At 64.5% G+C, this 22,277-nt stretch carries 19 protein-coding genes, 3 pseudogenes and 1 riboswitch; of the genes and pseudogenes, 12 read left to right on the plus strand and 10 right to left on the minus strand.

The genetic code is table 11. From position 1 onward, the window contains the following. Positions 1-164: 164 nt before the first annotated feature. Together QP164_RS14565 and QP164_RS14570 are read right to left on the minus strand one after the other, a co-directional pair. Entirely contained in the window at positions 165-563 is a 399-nt protein-coding gene (locus QP164_RS14565; RefSeq protein WP_333924273.1) for a DUF190 domain-containing protein, read from the minus strand. Positions 564-572: 9 nt separating this feature from the next. Next, positions 573-1,931 carry a voltage-gated chloride channel family protein gene (locus tag QP164_RS14570; protein ID WP_041394249.1) on the minus strand — a complete coding sequence of 453 codons (1,359 nt, stop codon included), beginning with the start codon at positions 1,929-1,931 and terminating at the stop codon, positions 573-575. A gap of 23 nt (positions 1,932-1,954) precedes the next feature. Next, positions 1,955-2,031, minus strand: a riboswitch (Fluoride riboswitch). A gap of 167 nt (positions 2,032-2,198) precedes the next feature. Here QP164_RS14570 and QP164_RS14575 point away from each other — a divergent pair. From QP164_RS14575 to QP164_RS14590, 4 genes are read left to right on the plus strand one after another with little or no spacing between them, the layout of a single operon-like run. Further along, entirely contained in the window at positions 2,199-3,959 is a 1,761-nt protein-coding gene (locus tag QP164_RS14575; protein ID WP_333923604.1) for a DUF305 domain-containing protein, read from the plus strand. A 45-nt stretch (positions 3,960-4,004) separates the two neighbouring features. Next, on the plus strand, positions 4,005-4,514 hold the full coding sequence (locus QP164_RS14580; protein WP_041394245.1) for an RNA polymerase sigma factor: 510 nt from the start codon (positions 4,005-4,007) through the stop codon (positions 4,512-4,514). Further along, entirely contained in the window at positions 4,511-5,098 is a 588-nt protein-coding gene (locus QP164_RS14585) for an anti-sigma factor family protein (protein WP_333914887.1), read from the plus strand. Before QP164_RS14580 ends, QP164_RS14585 begins: the two co-directional genes overlap by 4 nt. An 8-nt stretch (positions 5,099-5,106) precedes the next feature. Beyond that, positions 5,107-5,280, plus strand: a complete 174-nt coding sequence (locus QP164_RS14590; RefSeq protein WP_333923606.1) for a hypothetical protein — start codon at positions 5,107-5,109, stop codon at positions 5,278-5,280. Positions 5,281-5,330: 50 nt separating this feature from the next. Here QP164_RS14590 and QP164_RS14595 read toward each other — a convergent pair whose 3' ends face one another. Both QP164_RS14595 and QP164_RS14600 read right to left on the minus strand, forming a co-directional pair. After that, positions 5,331-5,843, minus strand: a complete 513-nt coding sequence (locus QP164_RS14595; protein WP_333923607.1) for an MgtC/SapB family protein — start codon at positions 5,841-5,843, stop codon at positions 5,331-5,333. Beyond that, positions 5,840-6,907 carry a sulfite oxidase gene (locus QP164_RS14600; protein ID WP_041394301.1) on the minus strand — a complete coding sequence of 356 codons (1,068 nt, stop codon included), beginning with the start codon at positions 6,905-6,907 and terminating at the stop codon, positions 5,840-5,842. The genes QP164_RS14595 and QP164_RS14600 overlap by 4 nt, the downstream gene beginning before the upstream one ends. Before the next feature lie 146 nt (positions 6,908-7,053). On the opposite strand from QP164_RS14600, the gene QP164_RS14605 reads away from it, so the two are divergent. The 4 genes from QP164_RS14605 (at position 7,054) to QP164_RS14620 (ending at position 10,894) form a co-directional block, all read left to right on the plus strand. Then, complete coding sequence (locus QP164_RS14605) at positions 7,054-7,926, plus strand: LysR family transcriptional regulator (protein ID WP_041394299.1); 873 nt, start codon at positions 7,054-7,056, stop codon at positions 7,924-7,926. Beyond that, positions 7,923-9,074 carry a TDT family transporter gene (locus tag QP164_RS14610; RefSeq protein WP_041394297.1) on the plus strand — a complete coding sequence of 384 codons (1,152 nt, stop codon included), beginning with the start codon at positions 7,923-7,925 and terminating at the stop codon, positions 9,072-9,074. The genes QP164_RS14605 and QP164_RS14610 overlap by 4 nt, the downstream gene beginning before the upstream one ends. A gap of 89 nt (positions 9,075-9,163) precedes the next feature. Beyond that, positions 9,164-10,399 carry a molybdopterin-dependent oxidoreductase gene (locus QP164_RS14615; RefSeq protein WP_041394295.1) on the plus strand — a complete coding sequence of 412 codons (1,236 nt, stop codon included), beginning with the start codon at positions 9,164-9,166 and terminating at the stop codon, positions 10,397-10,399. A 12-nt stretch (positions 10,400-10,411) separates the two neighbouring features. Further along, positions 10,412-10,894: a c-type cytochrome gene (locus tag QP164_RS14620; protein ID WP_041394294.1), complete on the plus strand. Its 483-nt coding sequence runs from the start codon at positions 10,412-10,414 to the stop codon at positions 10,892-10,894. Between the two features lie 79 nt (positions 10,895-10,973). Here QP164_RS14620 and QP164_RS14625 read toward each other — a convergent pair. The 4 genes and pseudogenes from QP164_RS14625 to QP164_RS14640 form a co-directional block, all read right to left on the minus strand. Further along, positions 10,974-14,167: pseudogene (locus QP164_RS14625) on the minus strand (efflux RND transporter permease subunit). Positions 14,168-14,171: 4 nt separating this feature from the next. Continuing rightward, complete coding sequence (locus tag QP164_RS14630; protein ID WP_156340141.1) at positions 14,172-15,353, minus strand: efflux RND transporter periplasmic adaptor subunit; 1,182 nt, start codon at positions 15,351-15,353, stop codon at positions 14,172-14,174. Next, a pseudogene (locus tag QP164_RS14635) lies at positions 15,350-16,629 on the minus strand (TolC family protein). The gene QP164_RS14630 and the pseudogene QP164_RS14635 overlap by 4 nt, the downstream one beginning before the upstream one ends. A gap of 28 nt (positions 16,630-16,657) precedes the next feature. Further along, positions 16,658-17,284 (minus strand): annotated as a pseudogene (locus QP164_RS14640) (cation diffusion facilitator family transporter); the annotation flags it as partial. 66 nt (positions 17,285-17,350) lie between these two features. Between QP164_RS14640 and QP164_RS14645 the strand changes: the two are divergent. Next, positions 17,351-17,743: a MerR family transcriptional regulator gene (locus QP164_RS14645; protein WP_081974598.1), complete on the plus strand. Its 393-nt coding sequence runs from the start codon at positions 17,351-17,353 to the stop codon at positions 17,741-17,743. Between the two features lie 213 nt (positions 17,744-17,956). On the opposite strand, the gene QP164_RS14650 is transcribed toward QP164_RS14645, so the two are convergent. Together QP164_RS14650 and QP164_RS14655 are read right to left on the minus strand one after the other, a co-directional pair. After that, the gene (locus tag QP164_RS14650; RefSeq protein ID WP_041394287.1) at positions 17,957-18,145 is read right to left on the minus strand and encodes a hypothetical protein; all 189 of its coding nucleotides are present in this window, start codon (positions 18,143-18,145) and stop codon (positions 17,957-17,959) included. 722 nt (positions 18,146-18,867) lie between these two features. Continuing rightward, positions 18,868-19,986, minus strand: a complete 1,119-nt coding sequence (locus tag QP164_RS14655; protein WP_333923608.1) for a hypothetical protein — start codon at positions 19,984-19,986, stop codon at positions 18,868-18,870. A 306-nt stretch (positions 19,987-20,292) separates the two neighbouring features. Between QP164_RS14655 and QP164_RS14660 the strand changes: the two genes are divergently transcribed. The 3 genes from QP164_RS14660 (at position 20,293) to QP164_RS14670 (ending at position 22,273) form a co-directional block, all read left to right on the plus strand. Then, on the plus strand, positions 20,293-20,925 hold the full coding sequence (locus tag QP164_RS14660; protein WP_056399392.1) for a hypothetical protein: 633 nt from the start codon (positions 20,293-20,295) through the stop codon (positions 20,923-20,925). 216 nt (positions 20,926-21,141) lie between these two features. After that, a complete protein-coding gene (locus QP164_RS14665) occupies positions 21,142-21,309 on the plus strand; it encodes a hypothetical protein (protein WP_333923609.1) in 168 nt (55 codons plus the stop codon). A 151-nt stretch (positions 21,310-21,460) separates the two neighbouring features. Next, positions 21,461-22,273 (plus strand): hypothetical protein, encoded by an 813-nt coding sequence (locus QP164_RS14670; RefSeq protein WP_333923610.1) that lies wholly within the window; start codon positions 21,461-21,463, stop codon positions 22,271-22,273. Positions 22,274-22,277 lie beyond the last annotated feature (4 nt).

The following is a 22,277-nucleotide window of genomic DNA, read 5'->3' on the forward strand; positions in this document are numbered from 1 at the left end:
GACTTCGATCGGACATTCCCCCATTCCCTTAACTCCATGTCGACCAAGCCATTTTGGGAAAACGGTTTCGGGAACGGGTTTTGGGAAAACGGGCCTAATGGGAGCGGATCGACTGAGCCGTCGACATGGTCGTCTCACTGGCCGTTCCTTTACGGGAACGCCAATCAGGCTCTGGTTAGCTCAGTTTTGCGCGTGATAGTCCAATGCTCCAGTCGTTTGTAGACGATCACCTTGTCGCCGAGCAGATCTCCATGCCGGCGACAGAAAAGGTCGAGCTGATCGTGATCGCCGACCAGTTCGACACAGATCGTCAGATGCGGATCGGCAATTTCCGAGCCGTTCTCCCGGATCGATTCGTGATTGCTGAAGCCGTAATGGGTATTTTGCGCGACGGCGTTGATGATGCAGTCCGCCTTCGCGGTGCGAATCAGCTCACGATAGAGCGGCTTTGCCCCCAGAAGCGACGCGGGCCGATCTTGTCGGACGGTTTTAGATAGATGCGCAGCATCCCGACTTCGCGGTGATGGACAGTGAAACGGTTGGGCATGACGGGCTTTCGACAGGAAACAGGATCAGGCGCGCGTGCGCCGGCGAGAAGCGCGGTGCGTGCGGGCATCGCGCAGGGTCGCGTCGGGTGTGAGGTGTGCGGCAGGTACCTTTGGTACAGCGACGCGCTGCGACAGGTAGATGCCGTTGTGGCCTGAGCAGAGGTAGGCGACGAAGCACGCGACTGCGATCGGCACGGCATAGGTCGCGCCAAACAATTCGATCCCCATGAAGGTGCAGGCAAGCGGCGTGTTGGCTGCACCCGCGAACAGCGCGACGAAGCCGATCGCCGCGAACACCCCCGTCGGCACTCCAAATACGGGCGCGAGCGCATTGCCGAGCGCCGCGCCGATGAAGAACAGCGGGGTCACCTCCCCGCCTTTGAAGCCGGCACTTAGGGTGACGACGGTGAAAAGCAGCTTCAGCGCCCAGCTCCACGGGTACGTATTGGAGCCGAAGAAGCTGGCAATGGTCAGGCCACCCGGCGTTGCCGCCAGCGTGCCTAGGCCGAGATAATCTTGCGTGCCAAATAGCCAGACCAGCGCGATCACGGCCAAACCACCGATAACGGGTCGTAGTGGGCCATAGGGTATCACGCGCTTCAGCCATCCGCCGAGCGCATGGTTGGCCTCTGCAAAGGCCAGCCCGACCAATCCGAATACGACGCCCGCGAGGCTGGCTTTTGAGACGAGCGACGCGTCGACCGGCACCATCGCATCGACATGGTAGGCGCCGTGATGAATGCCCCAGGAAAGACAGGTCCAGTCACCCACCAGTGCCGCGACCAAGCATGGTACTAGCGCACGATACTCGACCCGGCCGATCGCCAGGACCTCCAGCGCGAAGACCGCGCCCGCGATCGGCGTCCCGAAGACCGCGCCAAAGCCCGCCGCGATTCCGGTCATCAGCAGGATGCGTGTCGCTTCCGCATCCAGCTTGAGTGCGCGGCCGAAGCCGCTGGAAAGGCTGCCGCCCAATTGCACGGCGGTGCCTTCACGCCCCGCCGATCCCCCGAACAGGTGCGTCACGACCGTGCCGAAGAAGATGAGCGGGGCCATGCGCAGCGGCACACCGCCCCCCGGTTCATGGATTTGCTCGACGATGAGGTTGTTACCGCCTTCGACCGAGCGCCCTGTCAGGTGGTAGAGCAGTCCGACCATGAACCCGCCGATCGGCAGCAGGTAGAGCAGCCAGGGAAAGGCAAAGCGAAGCCGGGTCACGGCATCGAGGCTCCACAAGAAGGCCGCGCAGAGCGTTCCCACCGTTGCGGCCATCGGGACCAGGATCAAAGCCCACCGCAGCACCGACATGGCATGGGTGCGGCGATCGCGAATGAACGCTGCCATGTTGAACTGGTCGTAGAGATTGCGAAATGTCGCGCGCACGATTCCTCCTTGCTGCCTTGCGGCGCTTGGTAGGAATCATCGGCCCTTGCGAGGGCGGTTCGGCCGAATGGCCCGGCGGAAATCCATCGCCGTGCCCGAGCATATGATGTCCGACGGCGACCTGGTCAACCAACCGCAGGGTTGCGAAGGGACCATATGTCTTGGTGAAGATCGATAAAATGACTGCACCCATGGAATAAACCCCGACGGGCGTCGTCTACGCTTTCGAGACTGATGCGCCGGAGGCTTATGCGTAGACGAAATTGGATGCTGGGTCTGACTGCTTCGGCCATGCTCACCGGCGCAGTCGCGGCCGCCCCCGCCGATGGCTACGCCAGCATGGTATCTGCCGCGATGGACCGGATGATGGCGGGCATGATGGTCAAGCCGTCCGGCGACGTCGACCGCGACTTCGTCGCAATGATGCTTCCGCATCACCAGGGCGCCATTGATATGGCGGTGGCAGAGCTGCGCTACGGCCATAACGAGCAGCTCAAGCGCATTGCGCAGGAGATCATCATCGATCAGCAGCAGGAGATCGCCGCCATGAAGTTGGCGATCGGTCAGCCGCTACCCCTTCGACGCCAGCCCCGACGCAGGGCGGCGACCACCACAGCCATATGGAGCACTGACATGATCCCGACCTTCCTGCGCTCGGCCGCCTTGCTGATGAGCGCCGCACCGGGCATTGCCATGGCCCAGCAGGCGCCGTGGAACGCCAAGGACGTGCCTGTCAGCCACCGCGACCGCGTCTATGCATCCGAACAATTCTCCAACACGGTGTCGGTGACGGACCCGGCCGACAACAGGTTGCTCGGCGTCATCAAGCTCGGCGATCCGCAGCCGATGAATTTTTCCCCGCTCTACAAGGGGCAGGTGCTGGTTCACGGCCTCGGCTTCTCGCCGGACGGGAAAACACTGGCGGTCGTGTCGATCGGATCCAACGCCGTGTCGTGGATCGACACCGCCACCAACACCGTCAAGCACACGACCTATGTCGGGCGCAGCCCGCATGAGGCGTTCTTCACGCCGGACGGCAAGGAGGTGTGGGTTACGGTACGCGGCGAGGATTACATCGCCGTGCTCGACCCCACGACGTACAAGGAGACCGGTCGCATCAAGACGCCCGGTGGTCCGGGCATGACGATCTTCTCTCCCGATGGCCGATACGGCTATGTCTGTTCCTCGTTCAATCCGGTGCTGGCCGTGTTCGATGTCTCGACCCACGCGCAGGTCGGACAGGTGGCGCAGCCGAGTCCGTTCTGTCCCAACATCGCCGCGACGCCGGACGGCAAGCAGGTGTGGTTCACGCTGAAGGACATCGGCAAGACGGTCGCATTCGATGCCAGGCCGCCTTTCGCGATCCTCAAGGTGCTGGATACCGGACCGATCACCAATCACGTCAACTTCGCCCGCACGGTCAGGGGACAGTTCGCCTATGTCACGGTGGGCGGGGAAAACGCGGTGAAGGTGTTCCGCACGTCCGACTTCGCGCTTGTCGCTACCATCCCGGTCGGCAAGATGCCGCACGGCGTCTGGCCATCGGGCGACGGCCGGCGCATCTATGTCGGGCTGGAGAATGCCGATGAACTTGCCGCGATCGACACCGCCGGCAACAAGGTCGTTGCCACCGTGCCGGTCGGACAGGCACCGCAGGCGATCGCCTATGTGCCGAACGCTATTCCGACAGGCCCCGGCACCGACAATCTCCAACCGCTCGGTACGGCAGGCAAGGCGGTGCATCTGAACATGGGGCCAGTTGGAGGCAATGGTGCGGCAAGCAGCATTACCCTCTTCGACCAGGGCATCATTCAGGTCGTGCAGAGTGCCGTTACCGGTTTGCAGCCCAAGAAGCCTTATATGCTCGTGCTCACCGCCAACGCGGACGGCAGCGGTGCGGTAGAGCCGCTTGCGAACTTCATGAGCAATCCGGCAGGTGCGGCGATCGTCAACGCATCGGGTCCGATCCGGCAGATCGTTCAGGGCAGTGCAGCGGCCCCCGGCGCTTTCTGGCGGTCGCCGAGGTAGTGAATGGCGCACCGGGCCGCATCGTGCAGGTGCAGCGCGACTGAGATGGACCCGCTTGCCGCCGCGATCGAGCCCCTGGTCCCCGGTCTGCGCCGTTATGCCCGGTCGTGGTTGCGCGATCGGGCGATGGCGGATGACGTGGTGCAGGATTGCCTTGAGCGCGCGGTCGGGCGCTGGCGGCAACGACGCGGGACGGAGGTTCGCCCCTGGATCTATGCGATCCTGCACAATCTGTTGGTCGACCATCAGCGGCAGCATAGCCGGCGAGGTACGGCGGTTCCGCTCCACCTCGTGGACGACGCTGCGCTCGGCCACCCGGCCGATCAGGACGCAGGCCTGCACCACCGAGACCTGTTGCGCGCACTTGATGCGTTGCCCGAGGAGCAGCGGACGGTGCTGCTCCTCATTTCCGTCGAAGGTCTGTCATATGGGGAAGTCGCTGCCGTCGTCGGCGTGCCGCTGGGAACGGTGATGTCGCGCATATCGCGGGGGCGCGACCGTCTGGCGACGCTCCTCCAGGAGGATGAACGGCCACGATTAAGGAGTATTCGATGACCAGCCCGATCGGAGAAGACGATCTGGCCGCGTGGATCGATGGCAGGCTGTCGCCCGAGCGGCAGCGTCTGGTCGACGCTTACCTTGAAGGCCAGCCGGACGTGCATGCCCGTTTGCGGGAGCAGGCGGAGCAGGCGCGAGCCCTTGCGTCCCTGTTCGCTCCCATCGCGGAGGAACCGATCCCGGCGACGATGCGCGTCGCAGCCATCAGGGGACGGCAACGCCAACCGCCTTGGCAACTCGCCATCGCCGCGTCGCTTCTGCTGGCGGTCGGATTTGGCGGTGGTTGGTCGAGCGCGCGGTGGAGCGGCGAACCCCACGCGGGCATCGCGGCGCTGGCCAATGAGGCGAGCGACAATTTCCGTGTCTATGCCGCCGACCGGATCCGACCGGCGGAAATCGGCCCCGACCAGCGCGCCATGCTGATCCGGTGGACCTCCAGCCGATTGGGTGAGCGCGTGACCATCCCGGACCTTAGCACAGCGGGTTACCGCTATGGCGGGGGCGATTGGTCGCGACGCCCCACGGCCCTGCGGCGCTGCTCCTCTATGATGGACCGCAAGCGTCGAAGCTCGCGGTGCTGACGAGGCCCATGCAAATCGACAAGAGCGCAAGCATGACCAGCACGTCCAGCGGGACCATGGGCCGGGTCACATGGGCGGTCGACGGGATCGGCTATAGTGTGGTGGGGGAGCGCCCCGCTGCCGAGCTGCATCCGATCGCCAACGAGGTCCGGCGCCAGGCCGATGCGGCGCTTGTGTCCTGATAGCGCGTGGCCGGTTCTCAGCGCGACAGGCACTGGGCGGACCAGCGGGATCACGGCTTGCGCTCGGCATCCTTCCGGTCGGCCTCTGCCGGAGTCAGCCTGGCCCGCTCGCGAATGCGACGTTCGAGCGGAGCGCCGACGAACAGTACGAGCATCGCAAGGCTCAACCCGCCGATGATGAGCGGCCACACCGCCAACCCTGCTGCCGCGCCGATCGTGGCTGTCACCCAGATGCACGCGGCGGTCGCCAGTCCAAGCACTTCCTGACCTTGGCCGACCCGCAGCACCGCACCGGCACCGATGAAACCGACGCCAGACAAAATGCCCTGCATCGCCCGCCCTGCGGCATCGGCGTTCACATTCGGCAAGCCACTGTGCACGATCGCCTGCACGGCGATGCAGCTCGCCAGACCGACGAGGCCCAGCGTCCGCAAGCCCATGATCTGCCGGTTCTCGCGCGAGCGTTCCCAGCCGAGCACCATCCCAGCCGCGGTCGCCACCACCAGCCGCCCGATCGCGTCGATCCAAAAGCCGAGGTCCGATGCCGCTGATGCTTCGATCATTCGACCAGCACGTGCACATGATGCCAGGCGGTGCACAGATAGCCGGCGAAGTTCCACATCGTATCCGGCCGCTCGGGCTGACCCTGTCCAGTCTCGTCGAAGGCGCGCACGACAAGGTGCTGGCGCCCCTTGACGAGCGTGGCGTCGAGGGTCCAGCGCCGCCAACCCCAGTGCGCCTCCGGATCATCGGTGAACGTCGCCTGTTGCCAGTCGCGACCACCGTTTATCGACACTTCGACCCGAGAGACGCGGCGATCATAGGCGATGGCATAGCCCTCGATCCGCACCTCCCCGGCCGGCAGGCTTTCGCCAGAGCCGGGCACGCAGATCGCGGCGTTGAGCGGCATGGCATTGATGGTCAGACCCTGGCTCCAGTCGACGGTGTCGCTCGTCACATCGGCAGGAAAGAGCTTGTAGTCGTGCGCCTGGATCGGTGCGTCGGATGGCGTGTCGCGCACCTCGATCCGTGTCAGCCATTTGGCGCTCCGCACCCCGGCATAGCCCGGCACCACCATGCGGAGCGGTGCGCCGTGTTCGGGCGTCAGCGGCTCGCCGTTCATCGCCCAGGCAATGAGGACGTCGGGTTGCCGCGCCTTGTCCATGGCGATCGAGACCCCGAACAATGCTTCCTCGCCTTCGACGTCCACCTCGTCCGCGCCGGTGAACGCCACAAACAGGTCGGACGCATCCGGCGCACCGACGGCATCCAGTAGGTCGGACAGTCGTACGCCGGTCCATTCCGCATTGCCGATCGCTCCCACGTCCCAGGGGTCGCCGGACGTTTTTGCGACCGGCTGGAGATCCGTGCGCCGGTTGCCGGCGCACTGGAGAACTGCCGTCACCGTCCGCGTGGCCAACGCGCTCTTCAATTCCTCCACCGAGAAGGAGCGTCTTTCCATGCTCATCCCGCTGACCTCGATCCGGTGATCGGCAGGCAGATCAGGCACCGCACCATGGCTGCGCACGTAGAACAGCGCCTGCGGCGTCAGGAACCGCTCGATCAGCGCGCCGGGCGTCGGCTCGGCGTTGTAGGGCTCGGATTTGCGCTCGATCATATCAGTCATGGACGAACCAACGCCGCAAGCGCGCGGATCGCTTCAAGTCTTCAAGACTATCGCAGACGAAGGATTACCGATCGTTCCGGTATCCAGATTGAAATAAACAGATCAAACGGTTGGTCGTATCGATCAGAGTGCGCGATATAAGCTGCATGACCTTGGAGCAGCTCAGAATCTTTGTCGGTGTCGCCGAGCGCGAACACGTCACCAAGGCAGCGGAGGCGCTGAACGTCACGCAGTCTGCTGCGTCCGGCGCGGTCGCGGCTCTGGAGGCGCGCTACGGGGTTCCTCTGTTTCACCGTGTCGGGCGTGGCATCCAGCTGACCGAAGCAGGCCGCGGCTTTCTGGAGGAAGCGCGCGCGGTGCTGGGGCGGGCAGCGCATGCCGAGACGATGCTGGCGGACTATGCCGGGCTTGCCCGTGGTTCGTTGCGGATCGTCGCAAGCCAGACGATCGCGAGCTACTGGTTGCCGGCAAAGCTCGCCGCCTTCCACGAACGCCACCCGCAGATCGCGGTCGAACTGGCGATCGACAACACCGAAGGTGCGGCAGCGCAGATCCTGAGCGGCGCGGCGGAGCTCGGTTTCGTCGAGGGCGAGGTGGACGAACCGGCGCTCGCCCTCTGGAATGTCGGGCGTGACCCGATGGTGCTGGTCGGCCGTGAGGACGCCGGGCGCGTCGACGAGGACTGGCTTCGCGCTGAACGCTGGATCGTCCGCGAGCAGGGTTCGGGCACGCGCTCGACCTTCGAGGACGTGCTGCGAACGCGCGGGTTTGATCCGGCCCAGCTGACGGTAGCGATGACGCTGCCGTCCAACGAGGCGGTGCGTACCGCGGTCGAGGCCGGTGCCGGCGTCGCCGTATTGTCGCGATTGGTCGTCGCTCGTGCGTTGAAGGCGGGCGATCTGGTCGAGCTGCCGCTGGGGCTGCCCGATCGCGCCTTCCACGCGCTGCGCCACAAGGAACGCTATCGCACCCGCGCGGCGGACGCGCTGACGGACCTTATCAAGGAGCAGGTCGCATGACTGCCAAAACACCTCCGGTCCTGACCGGCCTCAAGCCGCTCAGCCGGCTCGACCATCCGCGCGAGATGATCCGCCAGTTCACGCCCAACTGGTTCGCCGCGACCATGGGCACCGGCATCCTCGCTCTCGCGCTGCCGCAGGTGCCCGGCATCGGCCCCGCGCTCAAACCGATTGGCGAGGTGTTGTGGTTCTTCAACATCGCGCTCTTCATCCTGTTCGCCGGTCTCTATGGCGCGCGCTGGGCGATGTTCGGGCATGAGGCACGGCGCATCTTCGGCCACAACACCGTGTCGATGTTCATCGGGACCATTCCGATGGGCTTGGCGACGATCATCAACGGATGCCTCGCCTTCGGGATCGTGCGGTTCGGTAACGGCATCGTGCCGGTCGCACACGTCCTGTGGTGGATCGACGTCGCCATGTCGCTCGCCTGCGGCGTGTTGATCCCCTACCTGATGTTTACCCGCCACGAGCACAGCCTGGACGGCATGACCGCGGTATGGCTGCTGCCGGTCGTCGCAGCGGAAGTGGCGGGTGCCAGCGGCGGGCTGCTCGCGCCGCATCTGGTCGATCCCCACGCGCAGATCGTGACGCTCGCGACCTCGTATGTGCTGTGGGCCTATTCGGTGCCGGTCGCGTTTGGCATCCTCGCTATCCTGATCCTGCGCATGGCGCTCCACAAGCTCCCGCACGAGAGCATGGCGGCATCATCCTGGCTCGCGCTGGGGCCGATCGGCACCGGGGCGCTGGGTATGCTGGTGCTTGGGGCGGATGCGCCGGCGATCCTCGCGGCGCACGGGCTGGTCGATGTCGGTACCGTCGCGCAAGGGATCGGCGTCGTCGTCGGGCTCTGCCTGTGGGGTTTCGGCCTGTGGTGGCTGGCGCTCGCGACGCTCATCACCATCCGCTACTGGCGCGCCGGCGTCCCATTCAACCTTGGCTGGTGGGGCTATACCTTCCCGCTCGGCGTCTACACCGTCGCCACCTTCCGCCTCGGTACGACGCTGAACCTCGGCTTCTTCGGTATCGTCGGCACGGTGCTGACGATCGCGCTCGCGGCGATGTGGCTGCTGGTCGGTGCCAAGACGCTCGCCGGAGCATGGCGCGGCAACCTGTTCGTCTCGCCCTGCATCGCTACCCCGAACTGATCCACCCTGATGATCGGATCAGTCGGTCCGATCACTTGCAGAACGCCGCTTCGATCCGCCAGCGTGGCTGGCCACAGGAGAGCCTTGTCATGGACAATTTTGACGCCGCGCTGGCGAGTAAAACCAGCCGTCGCCGCTTTCTCAGGCGTACGGCGCTCGGCACCGCCGGCCTTGCCGCAGCACCTGCGCTGGCGCAGCAGCTCGTCGACCTGAAGCTGCCTGGCGGCAATGCCGAGCGGCCGATGACCAGCGCCTTTCCTGGCAAGGGCAGCATGATCCTTCAACGCATCCATCCTCCGCTGTTGGAGACGCCGATGGACGTGTTCGACAAGTCGGTGTTCACGCCCAACGACCAGTTCTTCGTTCGCTGGCACTGGGCCGACATTCCAACCTCGATCGACGTCGAGAGCTTCCGCCTCAACGTCTTCGGCCACGTCAACCGACCGCTGTCGATCAGCCTTGCCCAACTGCTGCGCCTGCCGCGGGTCGAGATGGCGGCGATCAACCAGTGTTCGGGCAACAGCCGTGGGCTGTTCCAGCCCCGGGTCGCCGGCGCGCAATGGGGCAACGGCGCGATGGGCAATGCCAAATGGCTCGGCGTGCGCCTGCGCGACGTGCTGAACCTCGCGGGGGTCAAGGCAGGCGCGGTACAGGTGCGCTTCGGCGCGCTCGATCAGCCGGTTGTGGCGGGCGCCCCTGACTTCGAGAAGGCGCTCGACATCGACCATGCCCGCGACGGCGAAGTGATGATCGCCTTCGGCATGAACGGCGAGCAGCTGCCGCTCCTCAACGGCTTTCCCTGCCGGCTGATCGTCCCGGGCTGGTATTCGACCTACTGGGTCAAGATGCTGAACGCGATCGAGGTGCTGCCCGGCCCTGACGACCAGTATTGGATGGCCAAGGCCTACAAGATACCGGCGACACCCGGCGCGAATGTCGCGCCCGGTGCCAAGGACTTCCCGACCGTGCCGATCAATCGCATGATCCCGCGCAGCTGGATGACCAGCCTGCCGGATGGCCAGGCGATCGCCTATGAAGCGTCCATCCCGGTTGGCGGGATCGCGATGGGCGGCGACTGCGGCGTCGCCAAGGTCGATGTCTCATCCGATGGTGGCCGCACCTGGTACAGGACGACGCTCGGAGCGGACGAGGGCAAGTATAGCTTCCGGCGCTGGGATGGTCGCGTGCCGCTTAGGCGCGGTCCCAACCCCATCATGGTGCGCTGCTGGAACGCCAACGGTGTCGCTCAGCCGATGAAGCCGATCTGGAACCCAGGCGGGTTCATGCGCGGCAATATCGAGACCACCACCATCATCGCGGCCTGAGGAGCGAGTAGCATGAAGACCCCGTCTCCCGGTATCATGGCCGCTGGCCTGATCGGCCTGACCGGCATTATCCTCGTCTCGATCGGGGCGCCGAGCAGCCGCAAGGCGCCTGCCCCGATCTCCGAGACATCCGAGCCGGCACCGCCCACCAGCGTCTCAGCCCGCGGCTTTTCGCTCGCCTCGACCAGCGTCGACCTGCCGGTCGACGAAGCGACCTATCCCGATGGTCCGCACGCCAACGTCATCAACGCCAACTGCACTTCGTGCCACTCGGCCAGCATGGCGCTGACCCAGCCATCGCTATCGGCGGATCAGTGGAAGGCGACCGTCACCAAGATGCGCAAGGTGTACAAGGCCCCGGTGGCCGAGAAGGACGTCGACGCGATCGTCGCCTATCTCATCGCTATGCCGAGCCAGAAGGCGGCACCCGCGACAGGCAAGGCGCAGGATCCCGACCCCAAGGCGGCTCCCGGTGTCTCAGGTGGAACAGGCTAACCGATCTACTTCCATAATCCCGAAATACCATCGTCTTAGAAAAGCCGTTGGGAGACGATCCGTAAAAGCAATACGTCCGTCAGGTGGTTTGTGGGACCGGATCAGCCCGTGCCTGTCCAAAGCGCGCATAGAGTGTTGGCAGCACGAATAGAGTCAGCAACGTTGCGGAGATCAAGCCGCCTATCACGACCGTAGCAAGCGGCTTTTGCACTTCCGCCCCCGCGCCGTGCCCGAGCGCCATTGGGACGAACCCCAAGGATGCAACGAGCGCTGTCATGGCGACGGGGCGGAAACGGGTCAGAGCACCCTCCCTCGCCGCCTGCGCCCGCGCCATACCCTGCCGCATCAACTCCTGAATCGAGCTAACCATCACCAGCCCGTTCAGCACAGCCACACCCGACAGCGCAATGAACCCGACAGCGGCCGAGATTGAGAACGGCATGCCGCGTAACACGAGCGCGAGAATGCCGCCCACCAGCGCCAGAGGAACGCCGGTAAACACCAGGGCCGCGTCGCGGACGCTGCCGAGAGCACCATAGAGCAGCAACATGATGACCGCGAAGCAGATCGGGACGACGATCGTCAGCCGCTCGCGCGCCGCAGCCAGATTCTGAAACTGACCACCCCACTGGAGGTAGGTGCCGGGAGGGAGCGTGACTTGCGCGTCGATCGCGGCCTGCGCGTCAGCCACCACGCCAGCAACGTCGCGACCGCGGACATTGGCCTGCACCACGACGCGGCGCTTGCCGTTCTCGCGGCTGATTTGGTTTGGACCATCCCCGACAGCAACGTCCGCGACGCTCCCCAGAGGGACGTAGGAGCCGTTGGGCGTAGGAATAGGTATCTGCCCGATCGCCTGTAGGTCAGCCCGTGCGGTTTCCGCCAGGCGGATCACGACCGGGAAGCGCCGATCGCCCTCGAAGATCATGCCCGCCTCACGACCGCCAATCGTCGCGGCAACGGTATCTTGCACGTCGCCGGCAGTGACACCAACACGCGCCATCGCATCGCGGTTCGGCCGAATATCGAGCAGCGGCAGGCCCTCGGTTTGCTCAACTTGCACATCAGCCGCACCACGGATCTTGCGGAGGACTGCCGCAATTTGATTGGCGGTCGCGTTCATCTGCCCGAAGTCATCCCCAAACACCTTGACCGCCAAGTCTCCACGGACGCCCGCGATCAGCTCGTTGAAGCGCATCTGGATAGGCTGCGTGATCTCGTAGCCATTGCCGGGAATGGTCTTGAGCTTCTTTTCAAGGCGCTCGACCAGCTCAGTCTTAGGCAGGCTGGGATCAGGCCATTCGTCGCGTGGCTTGAGGATCACGAACGTGTCCGTCGCATTGGGCGGCATCGGATCGGAGGCGATTTCGGACGTGCCGGTACGCGAGAACGCGAAGCGAATTTCCGGCTCGCGAGCGATCATCTTCTCGACTGCAAACTGCATCTTCTGGCTCTGATTGACAGAGGTGCCCGCAGGCCGCCACGCCTGAACAAGGATGTTGCCTTCATCAAGCTGAGGCAAAAACTCTTGGCCCAGCGTCGAGAAGGCCAGGACAGCTGCTACCACAGCCACAACCGCAGCGCCGATCGTTATGCTCGGGCGTCGCATGGCGGCATCCAGGCCGGGTTCGTAGCGCTGTTTCAGCACTGCGATGACCCGGCTTTCCTTCTCATCCACGCGTCCGCCAATCCATGCCGCGATGGCGGCAGGGACGAATGTCAGGGACAGGATGAAGGCGAACACGAGCGCGATGATGACGGTAAGCGCCATCGGCTCGAACATCTTGCCTTCGACGCCCGAGAAGGTGAGCAGCGGGGCATAGACAAGGATGATGATCGCCTGCCCGTACACCGATGGGCGGATCATTTCGCGCGCGGACGCGGCGACGATCGCAAGCCGCTCCTCTAGCGAAAGGCGTTCGCCCAGCTCGTGTTGGCGTTCCGCTAAGCGGCGCAGGGCATTTTCTACAATGATGACTGCGCCATCGACAATCAGGCCGAAATCGAGCGCGCCGAGGCTCATTAGATTGGCCGACACCCCGGCACGTAGCATGCCGGCGCTGGTCAGCAGCACCGTGACAGGAATAACCAGGGCCGCGATCAATGCCGCCCGGATATTGCCGAGCAGCAGGAACAGCACGACGATGACCAGCACCGCGCCCTCCGCAAGGTTGCGGCCGACAGTCGCGATCGTGGAGTTCACGAGGTTGGTGCGATCCAGCACCGGCTTCACGATGATATCGGCCGGAAGCGAGCGGCTGATTGTTTTCAGGCGATCGGACACAGCCGTGGCGACGGTGCGGCTATTCTCGCCGATGCGCATGACAGCTGTGCCGACCACGACCTCGTGACCGTTTTCGGAAGCGGAGCCGGTGCGAATGCCGTGGCCTGCTTTGACGGTCGCGACCTGATCGAGCGTGATGGGGACGTTTTCGCGGGTCGCCACGACCGTCCGCGCCAGTTCGTTCGCGGTTCGCACGCGCGCGTCGGAGCGGACGAAAAGGCCCGCGCCGTTACTGTCCACGATGCCCGCGCCGATGCTGCTATTGCTGCGCTCCAATGCGGTCGCGAGGTCCTGTATCGTGAGGCGCAGCGCGGCTAGGCGTTGAAGGTCGGGCATGACGAGATACTGGCGATCGAACCCCCAAGGGAGTCGATGCCGGCGACGCCGGCCGTACCCCGAAGTTGGGGAGCAACGATCCATTCCTGAACCGTATGCAGGTAAGTGGCCTTGTCATCTTCGCTGACCAAGTGCTCGCCTTCCGGCGTGATATAGCTGCCATCACGTTGCAGCCCCGGTTCCCCGTCGCGATGCCGGACCTTGTCCAACTCGCGAAGCTCGACCGTCCACATGAAAATATCGCCAAGGCCGGTAGCGATAGGCCCCATTTCCCCCATGATGCCTTGGGGTAGGCGTTCCTCCGCTGAACGCAGCCGTTCGGCCACCTGTTGGCGGGCAAAATAGATATCAGTGGCATCGGAAAATACGGCGGTAATTTGCGCAAAGCCGTTCCGGTTGAGCGAGCGCGTATATTCCAGACCCGGTATGCCAGCGAGCGAGGTTTCGATCGTAAATGATACTTGCCGCTCGATCTGATCGGGCGACAGAGAGGGGGCCATGACGTTGACCTGAACCTGATTGTTCGTGATGTCAGGGACGGCATCGATCGGAAGGCGTTGCAGCGCCAGAGCACCCACCAGGGCCGCGATCCCGGTGAAAAGCAGGACGAGCCAGCGGCGCTCGACCGCGAAAGTTACAAGACGGCCGATCATTGGATCAATCCATGTCCATTTCGCCGCCCTTGCCGAGTTCGGCTTTGAGCGTGAAGCTATTGGTGGTTGCGATACGCTCGCTGCCGGTCAGGCCAGAGGTGATGACGACCTGATCGCCGTTGCGACGCCCTGCCTGCACCGGAACGGCCTTGAAGCCGCTAGGCGTGCGCACGAACACGACCATCTTATTCTCTACCGATTGGACCGCCGTGGACGGCACAGTGATACTGTGATCCCCGATCGAGGGCAGCAGGATCGAGGCCGTGACGGGCTCCCCTACCCGCCAAGTGCCGCCCGCATTATCGAGGGAAGCGATAACCTGAACAAGCCGCGTGGTTTCATCGAGAGCGGGCGACACGAAGGTCACGCGACCTTCCTGCCTGCGGCCGGCCGAGGTGACTTCAACGCGTGTTCCAGGCTTTACCTTGCCGGCGTCAGCCGGTGAGAGTGACGCAGCGATGGTCACGCGCGAGAGGTTGGCGACCCGGTACAGCTCGCCGTCTGCCGCAACCGTCTGACCGAGCGTCGCCGATCGAGCAATGATCTGACCGGAAAGGGGCGAGCGGATCGCCACACGGTTCAGCGCACCCCCGCTCCCGCCTGTGGCCGAGAGCTGCTGTTGGGCGAGGCGGACCGCAATGTTGGCTTCGGTGGCAGCAGTTCGAGCGGCGATGAGATCCTGTTCCGGCGAGACGCGTTCAGCAAACAGACGTTGCTCACGGCGCAGGTTCGATTGTGCGAGCGCAGAGCGCGCGCGCGCGGCTTCAATCTCGGCGTTTAATGAGGCGGCCTCGCGACTTTCAATGATCGCAAGCGCATCGCCACGGCGCACCGATTGCCCGAGGTTACGGGTAAGGGAGACGACACGACCGCCGATCGTCGCGGATACGACCTGCACCCCTTGCGGATCACCCTGAACCAAGGCCGGCAGCTCGATTGCGCCGGCAACGCCGCCAATCGCAGGCCGACCAACTTCGATCCCGGCATCCGCGATTTGCTGGGCCGAAAGGCTTACGGCGTCTTTATCGGCAGGTTTGCCGGCTTCGCCTTTCTCGCCTTCGCCCTTTTCCATCCCTTCCATGCCGGCCATGTTGTCGGCCTTCTTTTCCCCGCCCCCGCCACAGGCAAGCAGCGTCAGGGGAAGCAGAGCGGATAGTACGACCCGCGCGCCGGTCTTCGTCATCATTGGTCCTTCGCCAGTTCGGGAGCGGCAGCGGTCAGCCGCTCAAGCCGGGCCTTTGCATCATAATAGGTCGCCAGCGCATCGATCGCGGCCGTGCGGGTTTCAGACAGGGTGCGTTCGGCGTCGAGAAGATCGAGTTGGCCGAACTTGCCTTCACGGTAGCCGATGCGGGCAATGCGCGCGGCTTCCGTCGCTGCTGCCAGGACCGGCCCACCCGTGGTTCTAGCGGTCGTCGCGGCATTTGCCACTTCCGCTTCCGCGCTGGCTATCGACTGCCCCGCATCCAGCTCAGCCGCGCGTCGCATCGCGTCCGCCTGATCGCGTTGCGCCCGCGCCTGAACGACCGACGCCCGGCCGTTGTTGAACAGTGGAAGCGGTATCGAGAGGCCGACGACCGCAGCCATATCGTTCGACGCATCGAGCCGGCGTGCGCCGGCATTGACGGTCACGTCGGGGATGCGTTGGGAGCGAGCAAGCCGCACTTGCGCATCTGCCGTCGTCACTGCGGCTCGCGCCGCAGACAATGCCAGCGTGCCGCCCGGACTGGCCGCGATCGAGGGGCCGTAACCTTGCACGCGATCGAACCAGGCAACGTCGAGCGGGCCGGTTACGGGCTGACCAATACGCCGGGCGAGATTGCCCCGCGCGACTTCCGTCAGGCGCTGCGCACGTTCAACCGCAGCTTCGGCATTGATGCGCAACACGTCGGCACGCTGTTGCTCTAGCGGCGATGCCCTGCCCGCGCGTACCCGAATGCCCGCCGCGCGGGCCGCCTCCCCGGCAATGCCGGCTTGCTCGCGCGCAGTCGTGATGCGACGCTCGGCTGCTACGGCTTCGATATACGCCTGTGTTACAGCGAGCCGAATATCGGCCGTAGCAATAACCAGGGCGAGCCGAGCTTGCTCCCCTTGTGCGTTGGCAACACCGACCCGCGCGGAACGCTTGCCGCCAAGCTCGATAGGTAGAGCAACACCGACTGTAGCTTCCGCGCTACGAAGACCGCGATATGCCCCCGAACCCCAAAATATTCCAGACCGCCATTCAGCGTAGGGTTAGGGCGCAGCCCCGCTACATCGCGCGCCGCACCTGTTGCCCGAACGCCGGCCTGCGCTGCTTCTAGCGACGGTGCTGACGCTTCCGCCAACGCCAGTATTTTTTCTAGCGTCAGTACCGGGGTGACCGTCGCTTCGGAACCGGTTTGCGATTGGGCGTGCGCTACGCACGGAACGACGGCGACGACCGCGATCAGGACGAAGGGCAACCGGTGCCGGACCTTCATAGGGTAAGTCATTATGACGACGGCCTTGCCGTTGATTGAGTTCGCGCCGCGCATTGCGGATAATTTCGTAGGCCGAATGCAGGAACAGGAGCGCGATGACGCCGGCAACGACCAGATCGGGCCAAGCCGCACCGGTCCAGCCAACAAGGGCGGCTGCGATGATCACCGCAACATTGGCAATCGCGTCGTTACGGCTGAACAACCAAATAGCGGTGACGTTCGCATCCCCTTCGCGAAATCGCGATAGAACTAGTGCAGCCGTCACGTTCACTATGAGCGCAACGATCCCGATAGCGCCCATCAATTCGGCTTCTGGCGCAATTGCATTCATCGCACGCCAAAGGGCGAAGGCGATGACACCTATCCCGAGCGCGCCAAGGAATATGCCCTGTGTAAGCGCAACCTGAGAACGGGCACGAGCGGTCCATCCCAGCGCAATCAATCCGAGGAGCGAGATGCTGCCGTCCCCGATGAAATCGAGGGCATCGGCCTTCAATGCCTGGCTGTCGGCAAGGAACCCCCCGACGATTTCAGCCAGACCAAAGCCCAGATTAAGCAGAACGACGATCCACAATGCGCGCCGATATGCGGGATCGCGCTCCGCTCGTTTGGTATCACCGGAACAACCGCATGAAGAGGATTCACTTGCACTCATATCGTGCCTCTACGATCTACAGTCACTGTAGGAGCAAGCGGTTTCTAGTGGAGTGGCAACGTGTTGATGATCGGCGATTTGGCAAAGCGGACAGGGACCAAAATCAACACCATCCGATTCTATGAGGAAATCGGCCTCATGCCCGAAGCGCTCCGCACGTCTGGAGGCCGTCGCACCTATGGAGAGGGGCAGGTTCGCCAGCTTGGCTTCATCCGCCATGCCCGGGAACTAGGATTTTCAGTAGATGAAATCCGATCGCTTATTGCCCTGTCTGCCGATCCCGATCAGGACTGCAACCAGGCCGGCGCCATCGCCCGTCGGCATCTCGCCAGCGTGGAGGATCGTATCACACGCCTTGTCGCGCTTCGCGACGCATTGAGTGCTGCAACACGATCCTGCGATGGCGGACGCATCGCCGACTGCCGGGTAATGGAAGCGATTACTGCCGTGCCCAACTAATGCCACGGTTGAACGAGGATAAATATTTCTCTCATGACGCGTGCGACGCGGCTTGGGATGCTTGGGTGTTCCCATTTTTTAATCGTTTACGGACGCGCTGGTAAGCGGCCCGTTCCATTCTTGGATAGCTATGTAGTCGATCAGTAGCCGTGGCGTGGCGGCGTATCGCAGCCGGCTAATAGATAGGGGCGGTTGCCCGCCCCTATCTAGCTTTTAGCCGTGCTTCATGCCGCCCTTGGCATGATCGCAGCAGTCAGCAGCCTTGGCTTTTGCGCCATCCTTGCAGCAGTCCGCACCGTCCTTGCAGCACGCCATGTCGGCGCAGCAATTGGCGACAGCGGCGAATGCGCCAGTCGACAGGGTGAGGGCGAAGGCAGCGCTGATGAGCTTGAACTTGGTCATGATATTCTCCGAAATTTACGTGTGATGGTGTTCGACGTCACACGGTTTGCGGAGGGGTGTGGCCGGAGCGTATGCCATGCCCAAAAGGCCGGTCTGTGGAGCCGGCCAAGGCGATAGACGGGAGGACGGAACCAGCCCGACATGCTCTACGGTTTCGCCGGCAACCGCAACGCACGGTATGGCGCAGGCCGACGCAGGGGCCTTTTTGATGGGAGCGCCTGCTGATTTGCTGGCGCAGTCCATCATAGCGGACGCAGCCGGAGGCGCGGCCATCGCCATCGTCTCGCAGAGCGGGCCAAGCCGGACCAGCAACATCACCGCCAGGACGAAAAACGCCATGGAATGCAATATCTTGGAGAGTGGGCGAGCCCGGCGTTTCATTGGATGCGTCTAGAAGCCCACTCAGTGATGCACAATGTCGAAGGTGGCAGAGGATGGCGCTAGGCTGGTTTTCCCTTTTATCTCAGATTCCCGATTCACCATCGTTTTCAAGAATGCTGGTCGAGGTCGGCACGCCGCAATGAGGAGTCACTCGCGCATAAAGTGGCGAGTCATATCGACTGGAGCCAACATTGAGCACGCAAGCGGGAGATATCCGACCGTCGCAACCTTACCCGGAACACGTGATGATCGAGACCCTGATCGGGTCCGCCTGACAGGGCCGATGTGCCACCTCCGGTTGAATAGCGAGTCAGGTCAATTCGAACCGCCCGCCAGCGTCCTCAGCGCGACGAGAAGATCGTCGGGCAGGGTCGCGTCGGGTGCCGGGGAAGCAGCGCACGACGATCCGCGTCGTGCTCGTCGAGCTGGACCGCGAGGAAGGCGTCCGCGTCCGCCGGATCGAGGCGGAGGCTGCGATCGGCGACCTTCGGCGCACGCGCGTCGTCCGGAACCGTCCGCCCGTACCACATGTCCAGACGGCCGAGGCGATCACCCACCGCCGGTTTCAGGTAACGCCCGAACCGCTTCGGGCTGGTCGACGGCTGCACCGGTGCCTTCACTCCGGCGGACGCCATCCGGGCCTGAAGCGCCACCCAGTGGTCGGCGTCCAGCCCCGCGACCAGCGCCATGCGCGCCACGGCCTCGACCCACGGCAGTCCGTCGAAGAGGCCGGCGTCGATCCGGCGCAGCGCGTCCCCCGCCGCGGCCGCATAGCCGGCCCGACTGTCCGAGACGTCGCCGAGCGCCGCCCCCAGCAGCAGCTGGCTGCCACGGTCGAGCACGGCGAACAGCGTGTAGGGCGAATCGTCCGGACGCAGCAGCGAGCACGCACCGCAGTCGAACTGGATCTCGTTGCCCAGCTGACCCTCGACCTCGCGGCGGCGGAGCTCGTCCTCGACCACGCGACGCAGCATGCTCGTACCGACCTTGCCCCCGCCCGCCTCCTCGAACGCCTGACCCAGGTCCATCGCCATCTGCCTCACGCTCCCGGTCGGCCACTTGCCGATCACCCGAGCCACGATCCGCTGGAGGGCAACCTCGCGGGGATCGGTGCGGCGGGATGACTTGGCGAAGGTTCCGAGCGAACTGAGCGACCTGGCTTCACGCCAGGCTTTGGCCATCTCGAAGAAGCGGTTCAGCGACACGCCGGCATCGGCCGCGGCCTGGGCGGGCGGGATGTCCCCCTCGCCGTCCTGCCATCGCGCGAGCGTCTTCAGGCGCTGCATCGCTTTGGCCCGGCGTTCCATCGACATCGCCGCCCACATGGCAACCTCGGCCGGGGGCGGCGGATCGCCGAGGAAGGGGATGAGCACCGTGTGGCCCGCATCGTCACCCGATTCGGAGGAGCCCGTCCCCGGTCCGGCCGAGCCGTCGTCATCGTCGCGCAGATCGTCATTCATGACCGCGTTCTAGCCGCTCACGAGAGGTCGCGCCACCTTTCTGCACATTTTTCGACTTTCGGCAGACGTTTTTGCACAAGTACCGATTGACACTCCTGGACGGCCCACCTAGTTGGCGGCCTCCACCCAGTCGAGGATTGTGCAAAAATGATTCGCCATCTCCAGAAAGAAGCCGACGTCGCCCGAGCCTCAACGTGGCGTCGGCGCCGACGCATTCAAGAGTCGGCGACCCGCCTGCCGTCGCACAAGCCAGGTCCGGTCGATTGGAACGATGTCGTTCGCCCCGTCCCTGAAGCGGTAGACCCGATGCCGCGAAGGCTTCCCGCGAAGAAGTCGCCCGCGAAGAAGTTGCTTGAGACCGTACCCGCCGCGGTCGCGGAGAACGTCCCCGTCATCCTGAAGCTCATCGAGCGCATTCCGTCCGGCACCGACCCGCTGCGCGACGTGGCGATCTTCAACATCCTCACCGGAATGGGCGGGAAGCCATCCGGGCCGATGACCGCGATGCTCGTCGGAGATCTCGCGGAACGCATCGCCAACGGTTCGATCCGCCTGGATCGCGGGGACGGCCACCGTCGGCGCAGGACAGGCGGATGGGAGGCTCCGCACCATTTCGAGGAGATGAAGACATATGTGATCGATCGCGTCCGCGAGGCGCGCCTAGAAGAACTGAACATCTGCGCCGCCAAGCCGTACGAGATGGTTTGCCTCCTGGCGCAGGCAATGCGCGTGCCGAACACCCTCCGCGACAACGATCGATATATCGACGCCGTGTGGACGGCGGGGCATGACGCGGTGTTGGGCCGCCGCCCGACCGCCCGCAGGCTCATGACAGTGCGCGAGGCGCTTTATCTCCGCGAAGTCACGCGGGCGCGACGCCGGTGGAACCGCGGCGTGAGTGGCCCGGTCCGCACGGCAGGTTCCCCAACGGAAACCTGAGCGAACGCCACCGCTCCGCCCGCCTGCAATCGACCTTCCGCGCCGAGCACGAGATCGATCGCCCAGCCCAGCCAAGCGCGGTCCAGCCCAGCCCAACCCGAAGGAACACGACCATGAAGACCATCCGCATGTCCGCTTCGATCGAGAACCGCAACGCCCGCAAGGCGATCACCGCCCTCGGTGGCAACCGTGGCCGGGGGTGAGGATCCCCAGGAAATGCAGATCGTGAGCGGCCGGCGCCTGCGTCGCGCAAACCGGTCGGGGAAAGCGCATATCGGCACCTTCATGCTCGAGGACGATGGCACGCTCCGTCACCTGCCCGTCAACCTGAAGGTCGACGTAGACCCGTACACCCGCCTGATCACAGCCTGGTACGTCGGCTGATCCGCTCGGGCCGCACCAGACGGGGCGGCCCGGCATCCTGGATAAGGATGTCGCACCCTCGGGACCTGCGTCCCCCGCGCCATACCTCCCTGCGGACGGCCGCCGCCGCAGACACCCACCGCCGCACACCCCCGCCAAGACGGAGAACGCAGTGCCACACCAGTCCGAGGTCTTCCCGAAGACGTTCCCCGATGAGGACGAGGGCGGCCGTCGTCTCACGTTCGTCGAGCACGGCTCCGACGCGGCGGCGGCGGCACGGATCGGCGCGCGCATCTACGTGGCGGACGACGGCGGCCCGATCCGCACAATCATGGGCGACGCCCACCGCCACTACACCGGGGAAGAGCATTCGGCGAAGACCGGGCTCTCCAACCCCTACGAAGGCGGCACGGAGCACGCCCTCATCGTCGACAGTGAACTGCGTCCTTCGGTCCTGGACTACCGGACGCAAGGGGCGCGCCTCCGCTACCCATATGGCGGCGGGCGGGCCGAGTGGATCATCGACCACCTGCGCCACGTGCGCGGTCCGGGTGGAGACCATGTGGAGGCAATCGAGTGCAAGCCCGACGTCTCCTACCTCGCCGACCCCGAGGAACGCGCCAAGCTGGAGGCCGCATTCCGCGTCGCCGCCGCGATCGGCTGGCGTCCGCGCGTCATGTACGAACGCCAGATCCGGGGCGGCGGCGAGCGGCAGATCAACTTCGGCCACATCTACGCCCATCAGACCGCGACAGTGCCCGGAGACCGCCTCGACGCCTTCGAGGAATTGGTCCTGCGCACCCCGGACACGACCTTCCGCGAGCTGCGCGAGGCGCTCGACCCCGATCGTCGTCGAGGGACGGCGATGGCGCACGCCCTGATCTGCCGCGGCCGCGTAGACGTCGACCTCGACCTCCACCTCCATGGCAAATTGCGCGTGCGGCTGCTGCCCGAACCCGCCTTCACCTCCCTGATCCGCTTCTGAGGCC

The sequence above is a fragment of the Sphingomonas sp. LR59 genome (assembly GCF_036855945.1).
Taxonomy (GTDB): Bacteria; Pseudomonadota; Alphaproteobacteria; order Sphingomonadales; family Sphingomonadaceae; genus Sphingomonas.

Excerpts from the sequence above, each read along its gene's own strand:
- QP164_RS14620 (WP_041394294.1), top strand. The coding sequence starts at position 10,412 with ATGAAGACCCCGTCTCCCGGTATCATGGCCGCTGGCCTGATCGGCCTG.
- QP164_RS14610 (WP_041394297.1), top strand. The coding sequence starts at position 7,923 with ATGACTGCCAAAACACCTCCGGTCCTGACCGGCCTCAAGCCGCTCAGC.
- QP164_RS14645 (WP_081974598.1), top strand. The coding sequence starts at position 17,351 with ATGATCGGCGATTTGGCAAAGCGGACAGGGACCAAAATCAACACCATC.
- QP164_RS14580 (WP_041394245.1), top strand. The coding sequence starts at position 4,005 with ATGGACCCGCTTGCCGCCGCGATCGAGCCCCTGGTCCCCGGTCTGCGC.
- QP164_RS14605 (WP_041394299.1), top strand. The coding sequence starts at position 7,054 with ATGACCTTGGAGCAGCTCAGAATCTTTGTCGGTGTCGCCGAGCGCGAA.
- QP164_RS14575 (WP_333923604.1), top strand. The coding sequence starts at position 2,199 with ATGCTGGGTCTGACTGCTTCGGCCATGCTCACCGGCGCAGTCGCGGCC.
- QP164_RS14655 (WP_333923608.1), bottom strand. The coding sequence starts at position 19,986 with ATGAATGACGATCTGCGCGACGATGACGACGGCTCGGCCGGACCGGGG.
- QP164_RS14660 (WP_056399392.1), top strand. The coding sequence starts at position 20,293 with ATGCCGCGAAGGCTTCCCGCGAAGAAGTCGCCCGCGAAGAAGTTGCTT.
- QP164_RS14590 (WP_333923606.1), top strand. The coding sequence starts at position 5,107 with ATGCAAATCGACAAGAGCGCAAGCATGACCAGCACGTCCAGCGGGACC.
- QP164_RS14665 (WP_333923609.1), top strand. The coding sequence starts at position 21,142 with ATGCAGATCGTGAGCGGCCGGCGCCTGCGTCGCGCAAACCGGTCGGGG.
- QP164_RS14650 (WP_041394287.1), bottom strand. The coding sequence starts at position 18,145 with ATGACCAAGTTCAAGCTCATCAGCGCTGCCTTCGCCCTCACCCTGTCG.
- QP164_RS14615 (WP_041394295.1), top strand. The coding sequence starts at position 9,164 with ATGGACAATTTTGACGCCGCGCTGGCGAGTAAAACCAGCCGTCGCCGC.
- QP164_RS14630 (WP_156340141.1), bottom strand. The coding sequence starts at position 15,353 with ATGATGACGAAGACCGGCGCGCGGGTCGTACTATCCGCTCTGCTTCCC.
- QP164_RS14600 (WP_041394301.1), bottom strand. The coding sequence starts at position 6,907 with ATGACTGATATGATCGAGCGCAAATCCGAGCCCTACAACGCCGAGCCG.
- QP164_RS14595 (WP_333923607.1), bottom strand. The coding sequence starts at position 5,843 with ATGATCGAAGCATCAGCGGCATCGGACCTCGGCTTTTGGATCGACGCG.
- QP164_RS14585 (WP_333914887.1), top strand. The coding sequence starts at position 4,511 with ATGACCAGCCCGATCGGAGAAGACGATCTGGCCGCGTGGATCGATGGC.